We start from the raw sequence: 23,406 nt of genomic DNA on the forward strand, positions 1-23,406 counted from the left end.
TACATGCTCCAACATATTGATCTGGCGCGCATATCTTTGCTTCAAACGTTTCCGTTTGAAGCAAACGCGCGCTAGATATCGAGCGACACCCATTTGGCATTGGCCTTCGCCGAGCGCACGCATGCATCGACGAACGCAACGCCCTCGAGGCCGTCCGTGACGGTGGGATAGGTGACGGCCGCGTCAGGCCTGGCACCCTGCCGGGCGGCACGGATGGCGCGGGCGGCTTCCGAATAGATGTTGGCGAAGCCTTCGAGATAGCCCTCGGGGTGGCCCGCCGGAATGCGGCTGACGCGGCTGGCTGCGTCGAGCGCACCGGCGCCGTTCCTGGTGATCAGGCGCTTTTCCTCGCCAAAGGGCGCAAACCAGAGGTGGTTGGGATGCTCCTGTTCCCATTCCAACCCGCCCTTGTCGCCATAGATCCTGAGCTTCAGCGCGTTCTCGTTGCCCGGCGCCACCTGGGAGGCCCAGATCATGCCCTTGGCTGGCCGGGCCCTGCCGTCCTCACTCTCCTGGGCCTTGAAGCGCAGCATGATATGGGCGTTGTCGTCGACGCGGCGGCCCTCGACGAAGGCGTCGAGGTCGGCCGACAATGTGTCGAGCTCGAGCCCGGAGACGAAGCGGGCGAGATTGTAGGCGTGTGTGCCGATGTCGCCCGTCGCCCCACCCGCACCCGACTGGACGGGATCCGTGCGCCAGGACGCCTGCTTCTGGCCGGTCCTTTCCAGATCGGTTGTCAGCCAGTCCTGCGGATATTCGACATGAAGGAGCCGGATCGTGCCGAGCGTGCCGTTGGCCACCATCTCGCGCGCCTGGCGCACCATCGGATAACCGGTATAGTTGTGGGTCAGCACGAACAGACTGCCGCTTTCCTTCACTAGCGCGGCGAGTTTCTTCGCGTCGGCCAGCGTGGATGTCAGCGGCTTGTCGCAGATGACGTGGATGCCCGCTTCAAGGAAGGCCTTCGCGGCGGGGAAATGCACATGGTTGGGCGTCACGATCGCGACCGCCTCGATCCCGTCGTCACGCCTTGCCTCCGCCTCAGCCATCGCCGCGAAGCTGTCATAGGACCGCTCGGGGTCGATGCCGAGTTCGCGGGCCGAGGCCTGCGCCCGCTTCGGATCGGAACTCAGCGCACCGGCCACGAGCTGGAATTCGCCGTCGATGCGCGAGGCGATGCGATGCACCGCGCCGATGAAGGCGCCCTGCCCGCCTCCCACCATGCCGAGACGGATCGGACTCTCGGCGGCCTCAGATTTCGATGCGCTGACCATGTTTATCCTCCCGAATTGGCCCGAAGTGGCGAGCGAGACGGCGGGGCAATGTTGCGCGGGCAAGTGTGCGCGCTCGCCACCGCCCCTTCGCGCCCTACCCTTCGATCCCCATCATCTTCCTGAGCGCCGCGCGGTCGGACTTGCCGCCGGCAAAATCGTCGAACGCCTTTTCGGTGACGCGAATGATATGATGGTCGATGAACGGCGCGCCTTCCGCCGCACCCTGTTCGGCGCTCTTGATCGCGCATTCCCATTCCAGAACCGCCCAGGAGGAGTAGCCGTACTGCGCCAGTTTCGAGAAGATGCCGGCGAAATCCACCTGCCCGTCGCCAAGGCTCCTGAACCGGCCCGCCCGTTCCATCCAGGAGGCGTAGCCCGAATAGACGCCCTGCCTGCCGGTGGGATTGAACTCCGCGTCCTTCACATGAAAGGCGGAGATGCGCTCGTGATAGATATCGATGAAGGCCAGATAGTCGAGCTGCTGCAAGACGAAGTGGGAAGGATCGTAGTTGATCGTGCACCGCTTGTGGCCGTCGAGCGCGTCAAGGAACAGCTCGAAGGTGGCGCCATCGAATATGTCCTCGCCCGGATGGATCTCGAAGCCCAGATCGACCCCGTTCTCCTCGTAGACGTCGAGGATCGGCTTCCAGCGCTTCGCCAACTCGGCGAACGCCTCCTCGATCAGTCCCGCCGGACGCTGCGGCCAGGGATAGAGATAGGGAAAGGCGAGCGCCCCGGTGAAGCCGACGGCCACGTCCAGGCCCATGTTGCGCGACGCGATGGCGCACTTCTTCGCCTGGTCCACCGCCCATGCCTGGCGGGCCTTCGGATTGTTGTGCACGCTTTCAGGCGCAAAACCGTCGAACTGCGCGTCGTAGGCCGGATGCACCGCCACAAGCTGCCCCTGCAGATGGCACGAAAGCTCCGTCACCTCCACGCCCGCCTCGGCACATGTACCCTTCACCTCGTCGCAATAGCCCTTCGACGAAGCCGCCTTCTCCAGATCGAACAGACGGCCGTCCCAGGTCGGTATCTGGACACCCTTGTATCCGAGCTCGCTCGCCCACAGCGCAATGCTCTTCAGCGAATTGAAGGGCGCCTCGTCCCCTGCGAACTGCGCCAGAAATATCCCGGGGCCCTTCATCGACTGCGGCATCGCTCTATCCTCCTCCAATCACGCGGCCCGATTCCCGCCTTGGCATATGGTTCATTGGACCGCATTTCATCAGCGTCATCTGGTAATACCAAACAGGCCCGACGCGTCAAGAGACACCATTGTGCGCTGGTGAGCAAGTCACCGGCTCCGCATGGCGGCAAGCATCATTAATACGTGCACTTCAACAGAAATCGGCATCACGACTCGTCCTTGCAGGGTGAACGATAATACGCTAGACGAATTTTACGGCTCAAAATTGGTCTAACCAGTTTGGGCTAAACAATGACAAAGCGGCATGGCGACCAAAGCCGGAGACCGCATCGATCACGGGAGGAACTGGACATGCATCTGTCGACGCACAACTGGATGCGCGCCGAACCGCTGGAAGTCACCCTGAAGCGGATCAAGCAGTTCGGATACGAATCGATCGAGATTTCAGGAGAACCCGAACAGTACAAGGTGGCAGAGACCCGCGCCCTGCTGAAGGAGCATGGAATACGCTGCTGGGGCGCCGTGACGTTGATGCTCGGCGAACGCAATCTCGCCGCGAAGGACCAGGGCCAGCGCGAGCGCTCGGTCCAGTATGTCAAGGACGTGCTCACGATGGTGAGTGAGCTCGACGGCGAGATCATAACCCTTGTGCCGTCAACGGTCGGCAAGGTCGTGCCGGATGGCACGGAAGAGGAGGAATGGAACTGGGTGGTGGATGCCACACGTGAATGTTTCACCCACGCGAAGAAGGTCGGCGTGCGCGTGGCGGTCGAACCGCTCAACCGCTTCGAGACCTACCTGTTCAACCGCGGCGAGCAGGCGCTGGCGCTGGCCGACGCGGTGAGCCCCGAATGCGGCGTCTGCCTCGATGCCTATCATCTTCACATGGAGGAATTCGACGTCGAGGAGGCGATTCGCAAGGCGGGCAAGCGCCTGTTCGACTTCCATGTCGCCGACAACAATCGCTTTGCCGCCGGTCTCGGCACGATCGACTGGCCAAGGATTGTCTGCATCCTGGAGGATATCGGTTATGACGGCGCGCTGACCAACGAATTCGTCGCACCGGTCGACCGCACGCCCGCCAACCGCTATCCCGACATGGTCGAGCGCAACCCGGTCGACATCTCGCCCGAGCAGCTGAAGTTCATCCAGGACCACGGTTCGAGCCTGCTCACCGAAAAATTCTACACCGACCAGATGCGCATCACGGCGGAAACGATCCTGCCGCTGATCAAATAGAGATCGCAATGCAAGGCCGAGGCTGCCGCCTCGGCGACGGTGGACTGGGTTCGAACATGCGTATCAGCAAGGTCCGGGCATGGTGGGTCACGATTCCCATAGAAGCGAAGCGCCAGCATCGCAGCGACTTCGGCCGGCTGCAGACCTTCGATTCCGCAATCGTGCGCGTCGAGACCGATGATGGGCTCGTCGGCTGGGGAGAAGGCAAGAACGCCGCCGGCAGCGCCGGCACATACGGCACGCTTGTGCATCTGATCAACCACGAAATCGGGCCGATGCTCGTTGGTCGCCACGCCGGCGACATCACGACCATCTGGGAAGCGATCTACAATGGCGTAAGGGCGGATCTGGCAGGCTCGGGTGGCCATGCCATGCCCGAATTGTCGCGCCGGGGTCTGACAGTCGCAGCAATCAGTGCGATCGACATCGCACTTTGGGACATTCTCGGCAAGTCGCTCGGCCAGCCCGTCTGGCAATTGCTCGGCGGACGCAAAGCCGACCGCCTGCCTGCTTACGCCTCGGGCGGCTGGGCCGATGCGGGCAACATCGGCGAACAGCTCAACGCCTATATCGCGTCCGGCGGCTTCCAGGCGGTCAAGATGCGCGTCGGTGCCATGGACGGAGGACCCCAGGTTTCGGCTGCCCGTGTGCGAGCGGCCCGCCAGGCGATCGGGCCCGAAGTCGACCTCATGGTCGATGCCCACGGCACCTACACGGTCGCGGAGGCAAAGCGGTTCATCCACATGGTGGCCGATTGCGACCTCGCCTGGTTCGAGGAACCGGTGGTGGCCGACGACAAGCGTGGGACTGCAGAGGTAAGGGCTGCGGGCCCGGTTCCGATCGCGACAGGGGAGTCGGAAGCCACGCGCTTCGCCTTTCGCGAACTCGCCATTCTGCGGGCGGCAGACATATTCCAGCCGGACCCGGCTTTCTGCGGCGGCATTACGGAGGCGATGCGCATTGGAGCGCTTGCCAGCGCCTTCAATCTCAGACTCGCGCCCCACCTGTGGGCGGGGGCTCCTTGTTTCTTTGCCGGCCTGCATGTCTGCGCGGCCTCGCCGGCCAGCTTCATCATCGAGTTTTCGCTTGGTGCCAATCCGATGATCCACGACCTGATCGATGAAACCGTCGAGGTCAAGGATGGTATGATTGCAATTCCCGACAAGCCGGGGCTGGGATTCACGATCTCCGAGAGATTCCTGAAAATGCACGCGCAAGGCTCATGACGATGAAGGAAAACGGACTGCTGCCCGAACTGGCGGCTTATCTCTACACCCATTCCGATCCGGAAAGAGGCCGCACGCCGTCGGAGCGCGAGCTGGCGGAGCATTTTTCCGTCAGCAGAGGCCAGATACGCGAGGCGCTCGCGATACTGGAGGCAATGCGCATCGTGGAGCGCCGCGCCAAGTCCGGCATCTATCTCACGACGACCGACACCAGCGTGGAGGCGCTGGCGCTGTTCGCCAAGGCCGGCCTGCCGCTCGACCCGATCCAGATCTACGAGACGGTGGAACTCAGGAAGATCCACGAGATCAAGGCTGCCGAACTCGCCTGCACCCGGGCCACGGAGGAAAATTTCGAACGGTTGCGCGAAATTCTGGCCCGTTCCGAAGAGAAGGTGGCCAAAGGAGAGCCGCTTGCGCGCGAGGACCGTGATTTTCACCTCGAGATCGTGCGTGCCACCAAGAACAGCGTCTTTCACAAGATCTGCTCGATCTACTACGTGATGGGCGAGCAGCGTCTGCCCGTCTATTTCTCGGACCCCGAACGCGGTCGGCGCTCGCACGCCGAGCATATCCAGATCTATGAGGCGCTGGAGCGGCGGGACGGCAACCTCGCACAGGCCCTGATGAGCGCCCATCTGCAGGGTGCGGAAAGCTACTGGAAGGGCCTGATCAGCGGCACCGACGCGAACAATCCCAACTCCGAGCTCGAAAGCGCCTGAGCGCCGCCCCGAGATTGTCTCCGCGCACAATCTTCACCGATATCGCTCAATCGGAAGAACGCGCTCTTTGCTGGTCGTGATGCTGGCGCAGAGAACTGGGCGACCATCGCGTCGCTCATCGAAACGTGCAAGCTCAATTCGGTTGATCCCTTCGCCTATCTGACGGCCACCCTGACCGTCATTGTCAACGGCCATAAACAGAGCCGGATCGATCAGCTTCAGCCGTGGAAGTATGCGGCAACGTAATCTGCGCCAACCGGAACGCTGTCCCCCGACCCAACGTGGGCACCGGGCCGGGAGCCTTCTCAGCTATCGAGGAGAGCCGTGCCGTAGGAATTGTCTACAGCGCATAACCAGGTGCCAGACGAGTCCCGACGAAACACATAGGTGGCACGTCGTACCGTCGACGTCGCAATGCCGCTTTCGTCGACGGCATCCAACCAGGTTTCCATGATGACCAGCGCTGTGTCTCCGCCCTCGATCACCTCCATCCTCCCTTGGCGGACTTTCAATTTACCTTGGAAATGAGCAGAGATTGCTTCGAACGCTTTCCTGATCTGGTCTTTGCCTTTGGCGTACATGCCTGCCTTGACCACCAAGGTGGCATCATCGGTGTAAAATCGCATCAAGCCGTCGAAGTCTTTGGCCGATATGGAACGGTCTGCAGATTCGATAAGGGTTTTCAAGGGATGGTCGGACATTCTGGACTCCAAAATGGCCGCGAGCGGAAAACAAAACCCGCCTCGCGGCGGGTTGCTTTGTCTTGAAATATGACGTGCTTAACCCACCACTCGATGAATGGTGATAATAATCAAAGTGAAAGCGCGAACAAATTCCATGGTGCGTCTTTATCACCAGCGTCAGCGACTGGCAAATGATCACGTCCAATTTTGAGCAAGCTAGTCAAGGTGCCAGCGGCACCCCGTTTACTCTTCACCCAGAGGCAGCGGCGATGCACGAAGCCGTTTGAATCTCCAGATTGTGTGGAGCAGACCAAGCCAGGCAGGCGCCATCAGGCCCGTCAGGTATTGTGGCGCAAGCTTAGTCCGCTGGTCTTGTCGAAGAGGACGACCTTTTCCGGATCCCAGGAGAAACGCACCTGCTCGTCGATCGCCAGGCGGTCGCGCGCAGACGTTGTCAGCCGCACCAGCCCCTCGCCGACCCGCAAGGTCACGATCTTGGCGACGCCATGGTTCTCCACGTCATGCACGGCGGCTTCCGCCGGGGCGCCCGGATCGAGGAACATGTCCTCGGGACGAATGCCGAACGTGATCGGACGCCCGTTGCCCGCGCCGTTCGCCGATGCGGCGACCGGGAGCGAGAAGCCGGCGTCCGTCACCGCCAGCCCGCCGGAGAGCGAGCCGTCGATCAGGTTCATGGGTGGCGAGCCCACCGACCGTGCCACGAACGTGTTGCGGGGATTGCCGTAGATCTCCGAAGGTGTTCCCACCTGAACGAGGCGCCCATTGTCGAGCACGCCGATCCTGTCACCCATCGACATCGCCTCGACCTGATCATGGGTCACGAACAGGAAGGTCGCGCCAAGGTTCATCTGCAGGTTCTTGAGCTCGGTCCTGAGCGTCTCGCGCAGCTTCGCGTCCAGCGCCGACAGGGGCTCATCCATCAGGAACACGCGCGGTTGCCTGACGATCGCACGGCCAATCGAAACGCGCTGCATCTCACCGCCTGAAAGCCGGTCCGTCTTGCGGTCGAGCAGGTGATCGATGCGCAGCGTCCTGGCGACCCGGTCGACGCGCCGCGCCATGTCGTCCGGCTCGACCTTCCTGATCTTCGACTTGAGCGGAAACTCCAGATTTTCGCGAACCGTATAGCGGGGATAAAGCGAGTATTGCTGCAGCACCAGCGCCACGTCACGCTCCGCCGCCCCCCAATCGCTGACATCGACGCCGTCGATCAGAACGGTCCCCTCGGTCGGTTTCTCCAATCCCGCCACGATGCGCAGCGTCGTCGTCTTGCCGGCACCGGTTTCGCCAAGCAGCACGAAGAACTGGCCGTCCTCGACTTCAAGGTCCAGCCCTTTCAGCGCCGTCTTGGCACCGAATGTCTTGGTGATGTTTCTGAGCTCGATATGCGCCATGACCTACAATTTCACTCCGAGAGACCTGCCGGTCGCCGTGTCGAAGAAATGTGCCTGCTCGGGGTCGATGCGGACATGGACCGTTTCGCCGACCCGCGGCACGAAGCCGGCAGGTGTCCGGGCACGGATCACGCCGCCGCCGACCTGGAGATCGACGATATCGTGCGAGCCGAGCGGCTCGATGATGTGTGCCGCCAAGGGCAGATACCCCGCCTTGGATTCGCGTGACACGAGCACCCCTTCGGGCCGGATGCCGAGCGACAGGCCGCCTGAGGCGTGGCCGTTGAGTTTGGCGAGCAGCCTACTCGGAAACTCGAAGCCGGCGTCCCTGGGATCGAGGTGGACACGCACCGCGCCGCCCTCCTCGCTGACCCGCGCGTCGGCGACGTTCATCACCGGGCTGCCGACGAACTGGGCAACGAACAGATTGTACGGGTGGGCATAGACTTCTTCAGGCGTACCGACCTGCTGCAGGACGCCCTCATGCATGATGACGATGCGGTCGGCCAGGCTCATGGCCTCCACCTGATCGTGCGTCACATAGACCGTGGTCGAGCCCTGCTTGACGTGCAGCCGCTTGATTTCGGCGCGCATCTCCTCGCGCAGCTTGGCATCGAGCGCACCGATCGGCTCGTCCATCAGCATCGCCTTGGGATGGCGCACCAATGCCCGACCGATCGCCACGCGTTGCATGTCGCCGCCCGACAATGCCGAGGGCCGGCGGTCGAGAAGATCGGTGATCCGCAGCACGCTGGCGATCTCGCGCACGCGGCTTTCGAGGTCGTCCTTGTTCATGCGCGTGGCGCGTAGTGGAAAGGCGATGTTCTCGAAGACCGTCATGTGCGGGTAGAGGGAGAAGGACTGGAACACCATGGCGATGTCGCGGTCGGAGGCCTTGAGGTGTTGAACCGCCCTGCCGTCGATGAGGATGTCGCCCTCGTCGATCGTCTCGAGCCCGGCGATCGCGCGCAAGGTCGTCGTCTTGCCGCAGCCCGACTGGCCGAGCATGACGATGAACTCCCCGTCCTCGATCGTCAGGTTCATGTCCTTGATGACCTGGACGCTGCCAAACCATTTCTGGACGCCGCGAAGCTCGATATGCGTCATGTGCTTCCTCCGGCCTTCCCTTCGTGGTGGTCGGAAACGTCGAAGGCATCATGCTCAACATCGTCGTCGGCACCTATGGACCCTGGCCCGATATGCGAGGTGATGATGAAGCACGCCAGCCCGAAGATCGTGATCGTGATGCCGTAGCGGTGCAGCAGGAAGTTCCACGGCTGGCAGAGAGCCACGATGCCGAAGATCATCAGCCACATCGATCCCGGTTCGAGATAGCGGCGGTTGAGTTCGCGGAAACTCATTTGCGGATTGCTCCGAAGCTCATGCCCCTGAGCAGGTGATTGCGCAGGAGGAAGGTGAAGATTGCAACCGGCAGCAGGAACAGGAAGGTGCCGGCCGCGATGACCGTCCAGTCCGGCAGACCCGAACCCACCTGGCTGGGAATGAAGGGCGGTGCGGTCTGTGCGTCGCGACGCGTCATGATGAGCGCGAAGGCGTATTCGTTCCATGCGATGATGAAACAGAACACGGCGGTGGCGGCGATGCCGGTCGCGGCCTCGGGAAGGACGATCTTGAAGAAGGCCTCCATGCGCGTATAGCCGTCAACCAGCGCCGCTTCCTCATACTCCCTCGGGATCTCGTCGATGAAGCCCTTCATCAGCCAGACCGAGAAGGAGAGATTGAACGCGGTGTAGAGAATTATCAGCCCGAGATGCGTGTCGTTGAGAGCGAACCAGCGGTACATCAGGAACATCGGGATCGCCACCACCACGGGTGGCAGCATTCGCGTCGACAAGATAAAGAACAGCCAGTCCTGTTCCCCTGCCACCTTGAAGCGCGAGAAGCCGTAGGCGGTCAGCGTTCCCATGCCGACCGCGAGAATGGTGGAGACCACCGCCACGATCAGCGAATTCATGAAACGGCTCGGATAGCCTGAGAACTGAACATTGCCGCGCCCGTCGCGGACCACCTTTTCGCCACCGTCGAACACCAGCTGCTCCCACCAGGGTGCGGCGGCGTATTCCTCCGGCGTCGGCTGCTCGCGCAACTGCGAGCGGCGCAGGAACAGCTTCACGAACGGCGATGTCTCCGGCTGGAACACCACCGTGGGCGGGATGGTGGTCGCCAGGTGGCGCGGCTTGAAGGCTGTGGACGCGATCCAGTAGATCGGCGCCAGGAAGATGATCGTCACGATCAGAACGGAGACGATCGCAATTCTGTTGAGGGCGACTTCGGAGCGTGTCTTGACTGCGGCCACCTTAGCGCTCCTTCACCTTGTTGAGGTATTTCACGTAGATGTTGGTGATGGCGACGACCATGATCAGCATGATGTAGGCGAGCGCGCTCGACATGCCGGTCTGCCATTCCTGGAACGCCATCTTGTAGAGGCGGATCGAGATCACCTCCGCGGAAGGCTGGCTGGTCAGGATGAAGGCCAGGTCGAATGTCTTGAACGCTTCCATGGTGCGAAAGATGATCGCGATCATCAGGATGGGCGCGACCAGCGGCAGCGTTATACGGAAAAATGTGTAGAAGGGTCCGGCGCGGTCGATCGCAGCCGCCTCGTAGAGATGCTTCGGCACCGCTGAAAGTCCCGCCAAAGACAAGAGCATCACGAAGGGCGACCACATCCATATGTCGGTGATCGCCACCGCATAGAGCGCCATGTCGGGATTGGAGAGCCATTCGAAGCGGCCCAGACCCAGCGCATAGTTGATGATGCCGAACGAGGGGTCGTAAAGCAGCTTCCAGAACAGCCCGACCACGGCCATGGACAGCATCATCGGCAGCAGCAGCAGCGTGGTGATGAACCCCTTGAACGGGATCGACCGGTTGAGAAGCATCGCCACGCCGAAGCCGACGATGACCTGACCTGCCACGGAGACGATGACGTATTTCGCCGTGATGGCGAAATTGGCCCAGATGAAGGGGTCATTGAGCAGCTCGCGGTAGTTGGCGAGGCCCACCCAGTTCGCCGGCGCATTCGTCGAAGCGCGGAAATCCGTGAAGGAATAATACAGCGAATAGAGCAACGGAAAGATGTTGAAGACGATCAGGAACACGATCGTCGGAATGATGAACGCGTTGCGGATCGTGAGGTCGCTCCAGCCGCGGCGCGCAGCGCGCGATTGTGGATCCAGCCTCGTCATCACAAGGGTTGCCAAAGACCTACTCCTCCCGGTCACAGGGGTCATGCCCGCCGAATGACGCGAGGGGCGACCGTGGCCGCCCTCTCGCAGTTCCGCCAGGCCTACTCGTAGCGCTTGTATTTTTCGAAGGTCGACTTCCAGTCGGCGGCCAATGCGTCGAGCGCATCCTTGGCCGTGCCCTCGCCCGCCGTGATGTAGGGATAGATGCGCTGGTTCATCTGGATCAGCAGCTCGGCATATTCCGGCGTCGCCCAGAAATCCTTCACCTTGAACATGGTCTGGTAGAAGGCCTCGTTGTAGGGTGTCGCGTTGCGGAATTCCTCCGACTCCAGCGTCTTGGCGTGGGCCGTGTAGCCGCCGAGCTCGGCCCAGCGCTTCTGCACGTCGTCACGAATGAACCACTCGAGGAATTTCATCGCCTCTTCCTGGTTCTCCGAATAGGAGACGATGGAGATGCCCTGCCCGCCGAGAGCGGCAAACTGGTCACCGTCCGGACCGGTCGGATTGGCGAAGAAGCCGGTCACCGCAGCATTCGGGTTCGATGCCTCGTTCACCAGCGCCGGGAAGAAGGCGAAGTAGTTCATGCTCATCGCCGCCAGGTTCTCGGTGATCGCCTGATTGTTCTCGACGAAGAAGGTCTTGGCCCAACCGGGGGGCGTGAAGCCGTAGAGTTCCCGGTACACCTCGAGCGCCTTCACGTTCTGCTCGGAATTGACGATGCCCTCGACCTCGTAGGTCTCGTAGTTGCCGAGTTCGCCGCCATAGGAGAAGATGGCGTTCTCGACCCCCATCACCAGGCCGTCATAGGAGTTGTCCGTATAGATGGCGATGCCATAGCGGTTGTCGTCCGGACGGTGGAAGAACTCCGCGATGTCGCGCATCTGGGCCCAGGTCTCCGGCGGCGCCAGATCGTAGCCGTATTTTTCCTTGAAGGCGGCCATCTCGGCCGGATCTTCAAACCAGTCCTTGCGGTAGGACCAGCCGACCGCATCGCCTTCAGCCGGGATCGCCCAGTATTTTCCGGAATTGGAAGGGTATTCGGCGTAGTACTTGACCGTCGCCGGAGCCATCACTTCGCTAAGGTTGTGCTTGTTGAAGAACTCCGTCAGATCAACATAGTGTCCCGCCTCGGACGCCGCACCAAGCCACTGTGAATCGCCGACAACCATGTCGTACGCCGAGCCGCGCGCATTGAACTCGGTGAAGGCCTTGGTCTGGAAGTCCGACCACGGCGTGGTCTCCACCGTTACGCGGACTCCGGTCTCTGCCTCGTACTCGTTTACGAGTTCCTGCAGATAGTTCGCCGGATCCCATTCGGCCCAGAAGATGGTGAGCTCCTGCGCGAACGCCGACGTCCCACAGGCAAGCGTAAAGGCCATGCCAGCCAGAAGGCCGGTTGCTCTATTTCGCATGTTCATTCCTCCCGTTTTGCACATGCCGGCTTCGGCCGGCCTCGCGCTTCATTGCGGGTTGTGCCGAAGTTGCCGCAGCCCGCAAGTTCCCTGTTCATTCTCCTCGTTCCGCCGACAATCCGAAGGATATCCTCCAATACCTTCAGACCCAATCTGGTATTACCAAAATTGAAGAATAGTCAAGCCCTCTTCACACTCTCGCAAACCCGACTTTTGGGCTACTTGCCCAAAATTTACCCATTTCAACCGATTTTTGCAGCTGGCCATGAAAGTCCACAATAGGGATGCTGGTCAATACCCGCCAGTGAGGGTGCACGAATTGAGCCAATCTGGTCAAACCAGTTAAGAGCCCTGCCTACCCGCCTTTCTGCCCTCCCGCGATCGTTGCCTCTACCAAGGACAGCGCCGCCCATTCGGCCACGGAAAAGGCCTGCCGCTCGCTCAGGCCCCACATGTCCTTCAAGACGATCAGCACCTCCACGCCGAACATGAGCGAAAGCGCCTGCGCCAGCCGGCCGACCTGCTGCGGCGGCAACGTTCCGCGCAATGGCTGCAAGGCCTGCTTCAGAAGATCGACGCGGTGCCCGCGCGTAAAACGCGGCTCCGCATCCGAACTGCCCTCCCCCTGCGCCGCCTGCTCCAGAGACAGCTTCAGCGCAGCACGGAAGGTCGCCTCGAATTCGGCGATCCGGGGCATGGAGCTGCGCAACAATTCCCCGACGCGCTGCCGGGCGTCATCCGATTGCGATTGCCATGTCAGGATCGGACCGAGCGCCTCGTCGACCACGGCATGCACGAGCGCAGCCTGGCTTGGAAAGTAGCGATAGGCCGTGGCGCGCGAGACCTCGGCGGCTTCAGCCACCTCGCTGACCGAGGGCGTTTTCCCCTCCTGCATCAGCCGCGTCGCCGTCTCCAGCATCAGCCGCCGCGTCCGAGCCCGAGGCCCGCGCTCAGCGACCTTCTCTCGTTGTTGACGTGAGATATCCATATCAATATGATACGCGCGTCTCATCAAATTGCAACGCCTTTCGTGGCGGCCGACGATGAGAAGGAGGCGGAATGGCGCGCATCTATGTCGTCGGCACGGCCGATACCAAGGGAGAAGAACTGGCCTATCTGGCTGGCGTGGTCCGCGATGCCGGCGGCAATCCGCTGATCGTCGACATCGGCACGCGCGAACCGTCGATCACTGCCGACATCGTAGCCGCCGAAGTCGCCAGCCACCATCGCCTTGGCGCGAACGCCGTTCTGGCCACCGACGACCGCGGCACCGCCGTCGCAGCAATGTCCGATGCCTTCTCCGCCTTCGTCGCCTCGCGCACCGACATTTCCGCCATGATCGGCCTTGGCGGCGGCGGCGGCACGGCAATCGCCACCGCCGGCATGCGACGCCTGCCCTATGGCGTTCCAAAGATCATGGTCTCGACGCTCGCCTCCGGCGACACGGCACCCTACGTCGATGTCTCCGACATCATCATGGTGCCGTCCGTCACCGACATTGCCGGCCTGAACCGGTTGAGCAGGGTCATTCTGCACAATGCGGGCCGGGCCATCGCCGCAATGGCGGCCGTGCCGGCGCCGGAGACCGGGGACAAGTCCTCCGTCGGCCTGACGATGTTCGGCGTCACCACACCGTGCGTGACCGCGATCGTCGAGCACCTGCGGGGCTCCTATGACTGCATGGTCTTCCACGCCACAGGCACAGGCGGCCGCACGATGGAGAAACTGGCCGACAGCTCGATGCTGACAGGCATTCTCGACATCACCACGACCGAAGTCTGCGACCACCTGTTCGGCGGCGTACTGCCGGCAACCGAAGACAGGTTCGGAGCGATCGCCCGCACTGGTCTACCCTATGTAGGATCGGTAGGCGCTCTCGACATGGTCAATTTCTGGGCGCCCGAGACGATCCCCGAGCGCTATCGGGGCCGCAAGTTCTACAAGCACAATCCGAATGTCACCTTGATGCGCACCACGGCCGAGGAGTGCCGCCGCATCGGCGAATGGATCGGGGCGAAGCTCAATCAGTGCGCCGGGCCCGTGCGCTTCCTGATCCCCGAAAAGGGCGTCTCGGCGCTCGACATCGAGGGCGGAGCTTTTTTTGACCCTGAAGCAGACGCTGCCCTTTTCGAGGCGCTTGAAGAAACGATCCAGCAGACGAATAGCCGCCGCGTCGTTCGACTGCCGCTGCACATCAACGATCCCGAATTCGCCGCGGCGGCAGTCGCCGCCTTCCTCGAAATCGCCAGTCCGTGAGTGTCTGAATGCCTGCAATCCCCCGCAAGACCATCCTCGAACGCTTCCGCTCCATGGTTGCCCAAGGCATACCGATCGTCGGCGGCGGTGCCGGCACCGGCCTCTCGGCCAAGGCCGAGGAAGCCGGCGGCATCGACCTGATCGTGATCTACAACTCCGGCCGCTATCGCATGGCCGGCCGCGGCTCGGCGGCAGGGCTTCTCGCCTATGGCAACGCCAACGAGATCGTCAAGGAGATGGCGGTCGAAGTATTGCCGGTGGTGAAGAAGACACCCGTTCTGGCCGGGGTCAACGGCACCGACCCGTTTGTGCTGATGCCTCAGTTCCTTGCCGAACTGAAGCAGATGGGCTTCTCCGGCGTGCAGAACTTCCCGACGATAGGTCTGTTCGACGGCGCGATGCGGATCTCCTTCGAGGAGACGGGAATGGGCTTCGGGCTTGAGGTCGACATGATCGCCGCCGCCCACGATCTCGACCTTCTGACCACGCCCTACGTCTTCAACCCCGACGAGGCACAGGCGATGACCAGGGCGGGCGCCGACGTCATCGTCGCCCACATGGGCGTCACCACCGGCGGCTCGATCGGTGCGACCTCGGCCAAGACGCTCGACCGGTGCGTGGCTGAGATCGATGCGATCGCGGATGGCGCGCGCAGCGTGCGTGACGACATCATTGTCCTCTGCCACGGCGGGCCGATCGCGATGCCCGACGACGCCCGTTTCGTCCTTGAGAACTGCGCCGTCTGCCACGGCTTCTACGGTGCAAGCTCAATGGAACGCCTGCCGGCCGAGGCCGCGATTCGCGGCCAGACGGCCGATTTCAAAAAACTGCCGGCCCGGACCAGATAGGAGGAGAAGAGCAATGAGCGGCGAAGGGGATAAGTTCGTCTATGCGAAGGATGTCAGCGCATTCGGCTTCGACTGGGGGCGCCTCTCGCTCACCGTCGCGCCCGAGGTCAACGGCGCGGAGCGCTTCTCAGGCGGCCTCGTCGAGGTGAAACCCGGCATGGGCCACGAACGGCACAATCATCCCGGCGCGGAGGAGATCATCTTCGTCATCGCCGGCGAAGGCGAGCAGATGGTCGAGGACGAGAACGGGAATCCGGTGACACGCAAGGTCGGCCCTGGCTGCACCGTCTATGTACCGGAAAGCCGCTACCACTCGACGCTCAATACGGGATCCGGACCGATGCAGCTTTTCGTTGTCTATTCGCCGGCCGGTCCGGAACGGGCCCTGCGCGACCTGCCCGATTTCAGACTGCTGCCTCCGGGCGAATAGCCGCTAGATCGGTTCATTGCTTCACGGAATCGATGAACCGATCTAACCTTTTGATTTGACGCAATTCCGGACGGAGAACCGGTTTCCACTTCTCCTGGAATTGCTCTAGGCAGCGCCGCGATTCCAGCCCCGGCCCCGATCCCCATACATCTCGTATCCGGTGTCGGTGACGGCCAGCGTGTCTTCCAGCTTGATGAAGCCGCGCTTGGGGTGAAGCATCGTCGTCTCGACCGAAATCACCATGCCGGCCTCGAGCTGCCGGTTGACGTCGACGCCTTCATAGGTGACTGGATGATTGGTCATCAGGAACGGGGCTTCGTGCGTGATCAATCCCATTCCATGCGCGAAGAAGTCGGTGAACGCAGCGATTTGAGATGACGCCAGACGCGCCTGGCCGGCTTCGATCAGGGCGCCGCCGGCCGCGCCCGCCTTCACCTTCGAGAAGGCCGCCTGCTGCACCGCGTCGACCTCGCCCAGCAGGCCTTCCAGCTCTGGATCCGGCTCACCCAGGATGCCCATGCGGCAAAGGTCGCCTATATATCCGCGAAAGTTGCCACCGGAGTCGATCGACAGCACCTCGCCCGCATTCCATGTCTGGTCGGAAGCCGCACGGTTGTGGCTGGGGCCGAGCGTCAGCAGGCAATATTCGAACTGGAGACCGCGCTGCGTCTCCTCCTGTCGCAGCCGCTCGATGATCGCCCTCTTGGACGTTCCCTCGCCCGCCCAGCCGATCGTTGCCTGCATGGCGTCGGTGATCATCTCGGATGCATGCCTGAGTTTTTCCAGTTCCTCCGGCGTCTTGACGGCGCGTAGCCGCTCCAGCATGGCTGTCGCATCCACGAGACTGGCGTTCGGCAGCCCGGCCGCGATGATCTTGTAGGCGTCGACCGGCAGGAAGCCCGGTTCGATCCCGATGCGGGCATTCTCCTTGCCGATTGTCCTGACATGCTCGACCGCAAGCTCCGCCGCTTCCCAGGACGTCCAGGTCGCAGGATGAAGCGTCGGCGTCCAGAACGGATGGTTGGCGTGCTCGCCTCCTTCCATGCGGTTCGCGATATAGGCGGCGTGGTCGGTCCGGCCCCTCTCATAGGCGACAACCGGCAGGTAACGGCTGTGGCCGATGGCGTCCATGGCCGAGAAGAAGATGAACCGATAGCCCCCAAGCAGATACTGGGTGTTGTGTTTCGAGGTCGCCAACACCACGTCGATACCGGCGTCTTCCATGAGCCCGTCAAGACGGCCGGTGTCAAAGGGAATGGCGGCAGGGGACTGCTCGTGGGTGCTCGAAATGTTCACGCTACCGCAGCTCCTTGCAATTTGGTCGGACCAATTCCCGATCATCCGGCGAAGGCCGTCTCTATGTCAAGCAAGTAGTCTCGAGAGCACACCAGCGTCACTGCTCCCGGCCAGCCAGTCTCGCCGAAGTCTCCGGGCATCGCCGCCCACTGCAGCGATAATCCCGGAGACAGTCACAGCCGACGGGCGCGGAGTGCAGCGTCCGCGCCCGATCGATCATGGTCGATCAGCCATGCGTGATCTTCGTGCCGAGCACGTTGAGGCATTCGCGCATGAAGGCGGCGAGCCCGGTCCAGCCCTTGGCGGAGACCATGTTGCCGTCGACATAGGCCTCGGTCGGCTTGACGTCGATATAGGTGCCGCCCACTGCGGTCACTTCCGGCTCACAGGCCCCAAGCCCAGCCACCTTGCGGCCCTTGAGCACGCCCGGCACCGCCATCAGGATCTGGACGCCGTGGCAGATGGTGAAGATCGGCTTGCCGGTCTCGTGGAAATGGCGAACCATGTCCTGAATCCGCTTGTCGGTGCGGATATATTCCGGCCCACGGCCGCCAGCGCAGTAGACCGCGTCGTACTCCTCGACCCGGACCTCGGAGAAGGTCTTGTTGATGTCGGCATAGTGGCCGAGCTTCTCGGTATAGGTCTGGTCGCCTTCGAAATCATGCAGCGAGGTCTTGATGCGGTCGCCCGCCTTCTTGTCCGGGCAGACCACGTGGACCGTGTGGCCGACCGCCTCCATGCCCTGCTGGTAGACGTAGATTTCGTACTCTTCCGTGAATTCGCCCGTGAGCATCAGGATCTTCTTGCCGCTCATCGCAGGTCTCCTCTCGATTTTCGAATGGGATGACACCCGGCATCAGCCGGGTGCCGCTCGGTCAGATCAGGTCAGAATGGAGAATCGGGGAAGTAGAACTGATCCGCATTCTCCGGCGTGATCAGCGGCGCATCCAGGAGGAAGGAACCCCGCATCGGCGCCTGCCCGGCGAACTGGCCAGCCGTCATGTAGATTGCCGACTTGATCATGGACGGCGGATAGGGCGTGGAAATCGGCGTGCGCTCGTCGCCTTCCTTCACCATCTCGATCACCTGTTTCATGCCATTGCCGCCGAGAGCGAACCGGATGTCCTCGCGGCCGGCCTGGTCGATGGCCTCGATGACACCCAGCAGCATGTCGTCGTCATTGGCCCAGACGGCGTCGATCTTCGGATATTTGGCCAGGTAGTCCTGCATCAGCGTAAAGGCTTCGTCCTGGTTCCAGTTGGCGTACTGGATGTCGAGGATATTGATGTTCGTCTCCGCGATGACGTCGGAGAAGCCTTTGATGCGTTCGTCATCGATGACCGTGGGAATGCCGCGCAGCACCACGATCTCGCCCTCGCCTCCAAGCTGGTCGGCCAGCCAATGCGCCGTATTGGCCCCGACGGCAATATTGTCGCCGGCAACATAGAGATCCTGGATCGAGGGATCGGCCAGTCCGCGATCCACGACCGCGATGAAGGTTCCGTTGGACTTCACCTGTTCGACCGGGCCGGTCAGTTCCTCAGAGGTGAACGGCAGGATGACGAGGGCGTCGAGATCGCGTGTCGCGGACAGGTCTTCCAGCGCGGAGACTTGCGCCGAAGCCGAGGACGCCGTCGACAGGACCACGTCGATATTGGGGAACGAGGCCTCGATTTCCTTTTCGGCCTGTTCGGCGTGATAGACGACGCCCCCTGTCCAGCCATGCGTCGCCGCCGGTATCGAAACGGCAATGGTGACGTCGCGCTCCTGTGCACCTGCAGATCCGATCGACATGGCGCTCGCCACGGCGATAGCGGATACGAATGTACGTGTCCTTGTAGTCATGGACTTCATGATTTTTCTCCTCCGTTGAAGTCGTAACTCAATTTTGAGCAGCCATCAGCGGCTGCCGGTAAAGCGATGCGCAAGCATTGCGATGATGATGATCGCGCCCTGTACCGCGCCCACGAGATATTCGGAGACCATGTCCGACAGGACCATGACGTTCGCGATGATCTCGAGAATGAGTGCTCCGGCGACGGTGCCCCAGATCCGTCCTCTGCCGCCCCGCAGCAGTGTGCCGCCGATCACCACCGCAGTGATGACCTGAAGCTCCCACAGCTGGCCGGTCGTCGGAGTTGCGGCGCCAAGACGCGGCACGTAGCAGATCGCCGCGACGGCGACGCAAAGGCCCTGAATCACATAGGCGGCGGCACGAACCCGGCCGACATTGACACCTGAAAAACGTGCAACCTCGGCGTTGGACCCGACCGATGTCAGCCGACGGCCGTACTTGGTGCGATAGAGCAGGAAGGCGCCGAGCAGGACGACGGCGAGCGTGATGAGCACAGGATAGGGAACGCCCAGGAAATCACCGAAATAGACCGGGCGATAAGCCTCGCGCAGGCTGCGGTCGATGGGCAGCGAACCACCATCGGTCATGAAGGTGATGAAGGCCCGGAATATGCCCATGGTGCCGAGCGTGACGATGAACGGCTCAATTCGCCCCACTGTAATTATCAGTCCGTTGAAGAGGCCGCAGAGCGCCCCGACCACCAGCGCCACACCGGCACCCATGACGATCGCCCAACCGCCATAGGCCGGCGCCAGTCCGTTCATGGTCATGATCATGATGCCCGTGACGAAGGCCATCATCGATCCCACCGAAAGGTCGAGGCCGCCCGACGAGATCACGAAGGTCGCGCCGACCGCGATGATGGCAATGAAGGCACTGCGCGTGATGACGTTGATGAGATTGGCCGTCGACGCGAAATTGGAGTTGATGAGAACGCCAAGGAACACGATCACCCCCAGCGCGATGAAGGGGGCAAGATCGGCCCATCGGATTCGCCTTCCTTCGTCAGCGGTCGCGACAGTTGCGGTCGCTGTAGTCATGCGGTGCCTCCCGTGTGTTGTCCCGTGCCGGACGTGGCTGCGTAGACAACGTTCTCCTCATTGATCTCTTCGCCCAAGAGCTCTGCCACGATCCTCCCGGCACGCATGACCAGAATCCGGTCGGCGAGGCCGACGAGTTCCTGCATTTCCGACGAGATGACGATGCAGGCCCTGCCGGACCGCACCATTGCGTCGATGAACTCGTAGATCTGGCTCTTGTTGCCGATATCGATGCCGCGCGTCGGCTCGTCGATGATGACGACAGAGGGATCGGTCATCATCACCTTGGCGAGAAGCAGCTTCTGCTGGTTTCCTCCCGAGAGCTTGCCCGCTTCGAGGGTCAACGAACGCACGCGGATATCGTAGTCGGCGACGGCCTTGCGCAATGCCGCCATCTCGGCGCCCCGGCCGAGGACCGTGCCCGGGTTGACGATCTCCAGGGCTTGCAGGGTCAGGTTCGGCGCGAGCTTCTCGTCGAGCAGCAGCCCTTTGCCCTTTCTGTCTTCGGTCAGGTAGACGAGCCCGGCCTCCATCATCGAACCGACGGAACGATGGGCGATCTCGCTGCCGTTCACCACGACGCTTGCCGCCTGCGACGGCCGCAGGCCCATCAAGCCCTCAATCAGTTCCGTTCGGCCGGAACCGATCATGCCGCCAAGACCGAGCACCTCGCCGGGCCGCACGTCGAACGAGGCCTTCTGCGCTCCGTGATCGACCTCCAGACCGGAGACCGAAAGCAAAGGCTCGTGCGTGGTTGCAGGACGCTTGTGCGGGTAGAGCATGTCGAGCTCTCGCCCGACCATCAATTCCGCCATCTGACGCTGAGTGAGCTCGGCCGCCGGCCAGGTGCCGATCATCCGCCCGTCACGCAGCACCGTGACCCGGTCGGCGAGTTCCTGGACCTCGTCGAGACGATGGGAAATGTAGAGCACCGCGACGCCATGCTCGCGAAGACCGCGCACGATGTCGAGCAATGCGGCGACCTCATCATTGGCCAAGACCGCGGTTGGCTCATCAAAGATGACGACCTTGCGCTCGTCGAGGAGCGCACGTGCGATCTGCACCAGCTGCCGCTGCGCCAGCGGCAGGTCGCTGACACGGTCCCGCGGCCGAGCGGCGGACCCGATCCGGGCAAGCAGTTCTGCGGCCCGCCGATCCATCGCCCGGTCGTCCACCATGAATCCGCGCCGGATTTCGCGACCGAGAAACAGGTTCTGCGCCACGGTGAGGTCAGGCGCCAGGAGGATCTCCTGGTGGACGAGAACAATACCGTGTTTCTCCGCCTCGACCGCGTTGGCAAATGAAACCGCCCGTCCGTCCATCGCGATGTGCCCGGCCGTAGGCGAGGCATGACCCGACAAAAGCTTCATGAGCGTTGATTTGCCCGCGCCGTTCTCGCCGATGATCGCATGCACCTCGCCGGCATGAATATCGAGCGTCACGTCGGACAGGACCGTGATCTGGCCGTAGGACTTGCCCAGCCCATCCGCGCGCAGGGACGCGAAGGCCGGCACGGATGATGCTCCTGCCGCGGTCAATTTCGAAACCATGTTCATTCGAATGCCGATAGCAACCGATCGCGCGAACGCTCGATGTGTTCTTGCATCGCCTTATAGGCCGCATCCGAATCCCCTGCCCGGAATGCGGCAAGCAGATTCTCGTGCTCCTGCAGCGCCTCCTGCGTCACGCGGGTGTGGAACATCAGCCGGAAGATGTGGAGATGCACATGCTGGTTGAACAGCGTGTTACGGATCACCTCATTGCCGGCGATCTTCATGATGTCGTCGTGAAAATGGGCATCAGCTCGCGCAAAGCGGGAGTAACGCGTATTCCGGTCCACGGGCGCTTCGCCATGCTCCATATCGGCGGCCGAGCTCTCCAAAAGCGTCAAAGCCTCGGGCGTCATGTTGTGCATGGCCAGTCGTGCGGCCTCCGGCTCCAGAAGCAGGCGGAAGGCGTAGAGATCCTCGAACTGCTTGCGTGTCCATTGCGGCGCGGCACTGTATCCGACCAGGTGCTCCTTTCGCACCAATCCTTCACGCTCAAGCCAACCGAGCGCCTCGCGGACCGGCGTCTGCGACACGCCAAGCTCACGCGCAAGCGCGTCGATGGGTATGCGCGCGCCCGGAGCAATCTCGAGCGCCATAAGCCTGTGATAGATGTTGTCATACACACCATCCACCACGCTGCTCGACCTGAGACCCACTGGCTTGCCCTGCCGCTCGGCCGCAAATGACATGTTTGGCCCTCCCAGAAAGTCCTTGTTGACACCGAGAATTGTGTTGCAGATAAGATATCAGATGTCAAATATAATATCATATACGATCTGATATAGGATTTTTGAGATGAGATTTCCCGCCGGCCAACTCCGGCAAGTGGCAGTTGCAGCGCTGGAAAGGCACGGCGCACCGCCCGACAAGGCGCAGCTCCAGGCCGACATCCTGATCGAGGCCGAATTGCGCGGCCTGCCCTCACACGGACTGCAGCGGCTGCCGCGCCTGCTGGCGCGAATCGACAGGGGGCTCGCCGACCCGCACGCCAGCGGTACGGCGACCTGGAGCAGGAAGTCCTTTCTGTCCGTGGACGGTCAGGGCGGTCTCGGCCCCGTCGTCCTGATGGCGGCAATGCGCAAGCTCGAAAGTGCGGCCGCCATTGGCGGCATCGCCGCTGCCGCGGTTCGCAACGCCAACCATATCGGCATGCTCGCCTACTATGCCGAGGCGGCGGCGCGTGCCGGCCTGATCGGGATCGTCGCTTCGACGAGCGAGGCTTTGGTCCATCCGCACGGCGGCACGCAGGCTATGCTCGGAACCAATCCGATGGCCGTCGGCATTCCGACCGATAGCGAACCGTTCGTCCTCGACCTCGCCACCAGCATCGTATCGATGGGAAAGATCCACAATCACGCGTTGCGCGGCGAACCAATCCCTGCCGGCTGGGCCGTGGATGCCGCCGGCCGTTCGACAACCGACCCGGAGGCCGCAAAAGGCGGCGCGATTGCCCCCTTCGGCGGCGCCAAGGGGTACGGCCTGGGCCTCGGCATCGAGCTTCTGGTGGCGGCCCTGGCCGGCTCCGGCCTCGCGCCTGAGGTGCGCGGCACCCTGGACGACACACACCCGGCAAACAAGGGCGACCTGCTGATCCTCATCGACCCCGCAGCTGGGGCGGGCGATGCCGCGACACTCGGCGCGTATCTCGATGCTTTGCGTTCATCCGGCCCAGCCGATCCGAACCGGCCCGTGGCCATACCCGGTGACGGCTCGCGGGCGAGGCGCGGCAGGGGACTGTCCTCGGGCGTCGATGTCCCCGACGCACTCTTCGACACTCTCTCGGCTCTAGCAGCCGCCTGATCTCATT

At 62.3% G+C, this 23,406-nt stretch carries 22 protein-coding genes and 2 pseudogenes; 8 read left to right on the top strand and 16 right to left on the bottom strand.

Features of this window, described 5'->3' with window-relative positions:
• Positions 1–71 precede the first annotated feature (71 nt).
• The gene (locus GM909_RS23780; RefSeq protein ID WP_157019884.1) at positions 72–1,274 is read right to left on the bottom strand and encodes a Gfo/Idh/MocA family protein; all 1,203 of its coding nucleotides are present in this window, start codon (positions 1,272–1,274) and stop codon (positions 72–74) included.
• 94 nt (positions 1,275–1,368) lie between these two features.
• Positions 1,369–2,430, bottom strand: a complete 1,062-nt coding sequence (locus tag GM909_RS23785) for a sugar phosphate isomerase/epimerase family protein (protein ID WP_157019886.1) — start codon at positions 2,428–2,430, stop codon at positions 1,369–1,371.
• A gap of 342 nt (positions 2,431–2,772) precedes the next feature.
• On the opposite strand from GM909_RS23785, the gene GM909_RS23790 reads away from it, so the two are divergent.
• The 4 genes and pseudogenes from GM909_RS23790 to GM909_RS23805 all read left to right on the top strand — a co-directional run.
• Positions 2,773–3,660 (top strand): sugar phosphate isomerase/epimerase family protein, encoded by an 888-nt coding sequence (locus tag GM909_RS23790; RefSeq protein ID WP_157019888.1) that lies wholly within the window; start codon positions 2,773–2,775, stop codon positions 3,658–3,660.
• 56 nt (positions 3,661–3,716) lie between these two features.
• Complete coding sequence (locus tag GM909_RS23795) at positions 3,717–4,886, top strand: mandelate racemase/muconate lactonizing enzyme family protein (RefSeq protein WP_157019890.1); 1,170 nt, start codon at positions 3,717–3,719, stop codon at positions 4,884–4,886.
• Positions 4,887–4,888: 2 nt separating this feature from the next.
• Positions 4,889–5,605, top strand: coding sequence for a FadR/GntR family transcriptional regulator (locus GM909_RS23800; RefSeq protein WP_157019940.1), 717 nt, complete (start codon positions 4,889–4,891; stop codon positions 5,603–5,605).
• A gap of 36 nt (positions 5,606–5,641) precedes the next feature.
• Positions 5,642–5,851: pseudogene (locus GM909_RS23805) on the top strand (transposase domain-containing protein); the annotation flags it as partial.
• 59 nt (positions 5,852–5,910) lie between these two features.
• Here the strand turns inward: GM909_RS23805 and GM909_RS23810 are convergent.
• The 8 genes from GM909_RS23810 to GM909_RS23845 all read right to left on the bottom strand — a co-directional run bounded on the left by GM909_RS23810 (position 5,911) and on the right by GM909_RS23845 (position 13,312).
• Positions 5,911–6,306 (bottom strand): YybH family protein, encoded by a 396-nt coding sequence (locus GM909_RS23810; protein WP_157019892.1) that lies wholly within the window; start codon positions 6,304–6,306, stop codon positions 5,911–5,913.
• A 320-nt stretch (positions 6,307–6,626) separates the two neighbouring features.
• On the bottom strand, positions 6,627–7,703 hold the full coding sequence (locus GM909_RS23815) for an ABC transporter ATP-binding protein (protein WP_157019894.1): 1,077 nt from the start codon (positions 7,701–7,703) through the stop codon (positions 6,627–6,629).
• Between the two features lie 3 nt (positions 7,704–7,706).
• Positions 7,707–8,810, bottom strand: coding sequence for an ABC transporter ATP-binding protein (locus tag GM909_RS23820; RefSeq protein ID WP_157019896.1), 1,104 nt, complete (start codon positions 8,808–8,810; stop codon positions 7,707–7,709).
• Positions 8,807–9,064, bottom strand: coding sequence for a hypothetical protein (locus tag GM909_RS23825; protein ID WP_157019900.1), 258 nt, complete (start codon positions 9,062–9,064; stop codon positions 8,807–8,809). Before GM909_RS23825 ends, GM909_RS23820 begins: the two co-directional genes overlap by 4 nt.
• Positions 9,061–10,020, bottom strand: a complete 960-nt coding sequence (locus tag GM909_RS23830) for a carbohydrate ABC transporter permease (protein WP_157019902.1) — start codon at positions 10,018–10,020, stop codon at positions 9,061–9,063. The genes GM909_RS23825 and GM909_RS23830 overlap by 4 nt, the downstream gene beginning before the upstream one ends.
• 1 nt (position 10,021) lies before the next feature.
• Positions 10,022–10,927, bottom strand: a complete 906-nt coding sequence (locus GM909_RS23835; protein ID WP_157019904.1) for a carbohydrate ABC transporter permease — start codon at positions 10,925–10,927, stop codon at positions 10,022–10,024.
• 86 nt (positions 10,928–11,013) lie between these two features.
• Positions 11,014–12,324 (bottom strand): ABC transporter substrate-binding protein, encoded by a 1,311-nt coding sequence (locus GM909_RS23840; RefSeq protein ID WP_157019906.1) that lies wholly within the window; start codon positions 12,322–12,324, stop codon positions 11,014–11,016.
• 355 nt (positions 12,325–12,679) lie between these two features.
• Positions 12,680–13,312, bottom strand: a complete 633-nt coding sequence (locus tag GM909_RS23845; RefSeq protein ID WP_157019908.1) for a TetR/AcrR family transcriptional regulator — start codon at positions 13,310–13,312, stop codon at positions 12,680–12,682.
• 71 nt (positions 13,313–13,383) lie between these two features.
• On the opposite strand from GM909_RS23845, the gene GM909_RS23850 reads away from it, so the two are divergent.
• Genes GM909_RS23850 through GM909_RS23860 form a run of 3 tightly spaced genes read left to right on the top strand, consistent with a single transcriptional unit; the run spans position 13,384 to position 15,858 of the window.
• Positions 13,384–14,580 (top strand): Tm-1-like ATP-binding domain-containing protein, encoded by a 1,197-nt coding sequence (locus GM909_RS23850; protein WP_157019910.1) that lies wholly within the window; start codon positions 13,384–13,386, stop codon positions 14,578–14,580.
• An 8-nt stretch (positions 14,581–14,588) separates the two neighbouring features.
• Positions 14,589–15,428, top strand: a complete 840-nt coding sequence (locus GM909_RS23855; RefSeq protein WP_157019912.1) for a phosphoenolpyruvate hydrolase family protein — start codon at positions 14,589–14,591, stop codon at positions 15,426–15,428.
• 13 nt (positions 15,429–15,441) lie between these two features.
• Complete coding sequence (locus GM909_RS23860; protein WP_157019914.1) at positions 15,442–15,858, top strand: cupin domain-containing protein; 417 nt, start codon at positions 15,442–15,444, stop codon at positions 15,856–15,858.
• Positions 15,859–15,963: 105 nt separating this feature from the next.
• On the opposite strand, the gene GM909_RS23865 is transcribed toward GM909_RS23860, so the two are convergent.
• The 6 genes and pseudogenes from GM909_RS23865 to GM909_RS23890 form a co-directional block, all read right to left on the bottom strand.
• On the bottom strand, positions 15,964–17,154 hold the full coding sequence (locus GM909_RS23865; protein ID WP_235912048.1) for a M24 family metallopeptidase: 1,191 nt from the start codon (positions 17,152–17,154) through the stop codon (positions 15,964–15,966).
• Between the two features lie 226 nt (positions 17,155–17,380).
• The gene (locus GM909_RS23870; protein ID WP_157019918.1) at positions 17,381–17,968 is read right to left on the bottom strand and encodes a DJ-1/PfpI family protein; all 588 of its coding nucleotides are present in this window, start codon (positions 17,966–17,968) and stop codon (positions 17,381–17,383) included.
• Between the two features lie 71 nt (positions 17,969–18,039).
• A complete protein-coding gene (locus tag GM909_RS23875) occupies positions 18,040–18,999 on the bottom strand; it encodes a substrate-binding domain-containing protein (RefSeq protein WP_235912051.1) in 960 nt (319 codons plus the stop codon).
• Between the two features lie 54 nt (positions 19,000–19,053).
• A complete protein-coding gene (locus tag GM909_RS23880) occupies positions 19,054–20,049 on the bottom strand; it encodes an ABC transporter permease (RefSeq protein ID WP_157019922.1) in 996 nt (331 codons plus the stop codon).
• Positions 20,015–21,605: pseudogene (locus GM909_RS23885) on the bottom strand (sugar ABC transporter ATP-binding protein). Before GM909_RS23885 ends, GM909_RS23880 begins: the two are co-directional and overlap by 35 nt.
• Positions 21,602–22,288, bottom strand: a complete 687-nt coding sequence (locus tag GM909_RS23890; RefSeq protein ID WP_157019926.1) for a GntR family transcriptional regulator — start codon at positions 22,286–22,288, stop codon at positions 21,602–21,604. Before GM909_RS23890 ends, GM909_RS23885 begins: the two are co-directional and overlap by 4 nt.
• A 106-nt stretch (positions 22,289–22,394) precedes the next feature.
• Between GM909_RS23890 and GM909_RS23895 the strand changes: the two genes are divergently transcribed.
• Positions 22,395–23,399 (top strand): Ldh family oxidoreductase, encoded by a 1,005-nt coding sequence (locus GM909_RS23895; RefSeq protein ID WP_157019928.1) that lies wholly within the window; start codon positions 22,395–22,397, stop codon positions 23,397–23,399.
• Positions 23,400–23,406: the final 7 nt, after the last annotated feature.

It is taken from the genome of Mesorhizobium xinjiangense (assembly GCF_009749525.1).
GTDB classification, from domain to species: Bacteria; Pseudomonadota; Alphaproteobacteria; order Rhizobiales; family Rhizobiaceae; genus Mangrovimarina; species Mangrovimarina xinjiangensis.